This is a genomic window from Corallococcus sp. AB018, from assembly GCF_003986945.1.
GTDB classification, from domain to species: Bacteria; Myxococcota; Myxococcia; order Myxococcales; family Myxococcaceae; genus Corallococcus; species Corallococcus exiguus.
Genome location: NZ_RAWR01000416.1, coordinates 1 through 2,451 on the forward strand (window position 1 = coordinate 1; position 2,451 = coordinate 2,451).

General features: G+C 71.3%; 4 protein-coding genes. All 4 read right to left on the minus strand.

Going from position 1 to position 2,451, the window contains the following annotated elements:
* On the minus strand, positions 1–1,047 hold a 1,047-nt coding region (locus tag D7Y11_RS42290), incomplete at its 3' end, for a peptidase MA family metallohydrolase (RefSeq protein ID WP_121756185.1).
* Between the two features lie 8 nt (positions 1,048–1,055).
* Positions 1,056–1,355 carry a DUF167 domain-containing protein gene (locus tag D7Y11_RS42295; protein WP_014397741.1) on the minus strand — a complete coding sequence of 100 codons (300 nt, stop codon included), beginning with the start codon at positions 1,353–1,355 and terminating at the stop codon, positions 1,056–1,058.
* Positions 1,356–1,365: 10 nt separating this feature from the next.
* On the minus strand, positions 1,366–1,893 hold the full coding sequence (locus D7Y11_RS42300) for a DivIVA domain-containing protein (protein WP_014397740.1): 528 nt from the start codon (positions 1,891–1,893) through the stop codon (positions 1,366–1,368).
* A 95-nt stretch (positions 1,894–1,988) separates the two neighbouring features.
* On the minus strand, positions 1,989–2,451 hold a 463-nt coding region (locus D7Y11_RS42305), incomplete at its 5' end, for a HEAT repeat domain-containing protein (protein ID WP_233607588.1).

The following is a 2,451-nucleotide window of genomic DNA, read 5'->3' on the forward strand; positions in this document are numbered from 1 at the left end:
GGCGGGGGACAGCGGCTCGGAGCCGTCCACGGGGAGGGGCCCCGCGGCGCGGGCGGCGGCGAGCAGACGGAGCGCGGCGTCCTCGGCGGCGTCCTCCGCGGCCAGCTCCGTCATCCTCGCGGCCTTCTGGCGCATCCGGCGCGCGAAGGCGGCCACGCACAGCACGGAGGCGGTGAGCCACAGGAGCGCGGAGCTGGTGGTGAGCGGCAGCCAGCCGTAGCGGGCCGCGAGCCCCTCGCGCCAGTCCTGCTCCTCCAGCAGCAGCGACGTGCGGAAGGCCTTGCCGAAGGCCTGCTCGAAGGGCTCACCCGCGCGCACGCCGTCCACCAGCAGGCCCATGGCGTGCGAGCCGTGCTTGCCGGTGAGGAAGGCCACGAAGGCGGCGCTCTGCGCGTAGGCGATTTCGACATCCGCGGGCACGTCCGGCCACTCGTCGGACAGGTCCTCGAAGTGGAAGACGCGCTCCTGAGTCACCGCGCGGAAGAGGGCGCTGTAGTGGGCGACGGAGTAGCGCTCGTCGGTGAGGTTCTGCGCCACGCCCTCCTGGAACCAGCGCGGCCAGTCCTTCGCCAGCTGGCCCAGCGCCACGTGCGCCAGCTCGTGCCGCAGCGTGGTGGGCCCCTCCGTGTCGCTCAGGCTGAGCGCGTCCAGCAGGATGATTTGATGCCCGGGGTAGGCGAGCGCCACGGCCCAGCCCGGAGGCTTGCCACCGGGGAGCGCCAGCGCTTCGAATTCCTGGCGGCCCACGCCCAGGCGGATTTCGGTGGTGCCCGGCCAGTCGCGTCCCAGCATCGCGCCGAAGGTGTCCCGCACGCCTTCAATCTGTCCGGCCAGCGCACGGGCCGCGCCCGCCGCCTTCGCGGTGTGCAGGATGACGAAGCGCTGCGTCTTCAGCTCGCCCGCGACGATGGCGGGGCGGGCGTGGGGCACGAGCGCGGCGTCCGTGACGACGGCCTCCGTGGCGTGGATGCCCCGCGGACCTTCGTCCTGCGCGAACACGCCCGGCGAGGCCAGCAGCATCATCAGGAAGGCGAACAGGCGGAGCATGCGTGGCCTCACGGTCCACCAGAGATAACAGCCTCGGCCGCCGCCGCATCAACCCCTTCCACCCTCAATCGCTTACGGCGCGACGTGTCACCCGCCACGAGTGTCACCTGACGACGCGGCACGCCCAGTGTTTTGGCGATGAATTCCACCAGGGCCGCATTCGCTTCACCATCCACGGGCGGCGCGGCGAGTTGAATCTTCAGCTGGCCGTCATGCTCGCCCACCACCTTGGTGCGGGACGCGCGCGGCTGGACGAGCACCGTCAGCTCCACCCCTGTCTGCACTGCTTTGAGCCAGGGGGCGGGCATGCGGGCAACGCTAGTCGTTGGAGGTGGCCTTCTTCTGCGACAGGAACGCGACGTTGTCCTCCACGCGCGCGTAGTCGCGGTCCGCGAAGGTGGGCGCGGCGAACGTCTCCAGCAGCTTGCGGTGGGCCTCCACCACGGAGCGCACCTGCGACTCGAACTGGGTGCGCTGGCGCTTGAGCTCGTTGATGTCCTCCACCACCTGCACCAGCCTCTGGTGCGCGCCGTGGACGATCTTCTCCGCCTGGTGCTCCGCGTCCGCGATGATGATCTCCGCTTCCTTCTTCGCGGCGTCCTTCAGGTCCTCGCTGATGCGCTGGGCGGTGACCATCGTCTCCTGGAGGGTGCGCTCGCGCTCCTGATGCTGCTCGAGCCGCGCCTGCGTGCGCTTCAGCTCCTCCTTGAGCGCGATGTTCTCCTTCACCACCTCCTCGAACTCGCCGGCGATCAGCTCCAGGTACGCGCCCACTTCGGGACGCGCGAAGCCGCGCATCACCGTCTCGAAGCGCTTCTGCCGGATGTCGAGGGGGGTGATCTTCATGCGCCCCAGTCTAACCCATACACGCGCGCACTCCAGGAATCGGCCCGGCGGGGCAGAGGGGCGTCAGGGCTGGAGAGCAGACAGGCAGGCGTGTTTCAGGGCGCGGCGGCCGGGGCGGCTTCCCACTGCGACGCCACCGAGCGCGCGGCGTTCTGCACCGCGTAGCCCACGCGGCTGTCCGCGGCCACGTCCTGCACCACCCGGCGGGCGGTGGGGGTGCGTTGATACAGAAGACCTCCCAGCGCTTGAATCTTGAGCGCGTCCGGCAGGCGCGGGTGGCGCACGACGTTGCCCAGGATCTCTTCGGCGCGGCGGTGCTGGAAGAGGGCCACCGCGCGCAACGCGGCCTGCTGGATGCGCGGGTTCGGGTCCCAGATGAACGCGGCCAGCGGGTCCAGGGCGCGCGGGTCGCCCAGGAGCGACAGGTCCTCGATGGCGAGCGTGCGGATCTCCTCCGGCGCGGGCTCCGCCGCCCACAGCAGGCCCCTCAGGAGCGGCTGGTCCGCGGCGCCGGAGGTTCCGGTATCCACCGGGGGGCGGGCGGGGGCGACGCGCTCC